The 315-nt window shown below is 56.8% G+C and carries 1 pseudogene; it reads left to right on the top strand.

The annotated features are described in order from the left end of the window. Positions 1–210 (top strand): annotated as a pseudogene (locus tag EN852_RS38210) (Flp pilus assembly complex ATPase component TadA); the annotation flags it as partial. Positions 211–315 lie beyond the last annotated feature (105 nt).

Here is a 315-nt window from a genome sequence, read left to right as displayed (position 1 = left end):
GGCAGCATGTCCACTGTCCATGCCGACACGCCACTGGGTGCCTACGAGCAGCTCGCCATGATGATGCAACAGGCTGGCATGTCGTCAGGTTATTCCAAAGCCGATCTGATGTCGTACATTCAGATGGTCATCCCGATCGTCATCCAGCTCCGCCGCGACGGCGGCAAGCGCGGCGTGTCGGAAATCTTCTTTGCCCGAGATGAATCATGAGCCAGGGCAATAAGGCCTTTTACCTGCTCTTCTGCACCGGAATCGTGTTTGCAGTCTGGATTCTCGGCTATGGCCTCGGCCTGCAGATTTTTTTCCGTGACGGCC

Origin of the sequence: Mesorhizobium sp. M2E.F.Ca.ET.209.01.1.1 (assembly GCF_004010375.2) — a bacterium.
GTDB lineage: Bacteria > Pseudomonadota > Alphaproteobacteria > Rhizobiales > Rhizobiaceae > Mesorhizobium.
The sequence above is the reverse complement of the archived record's forward strand: the minus strand, read 5'-3'. Positions and strand labels throughout refer to the sequence as shown.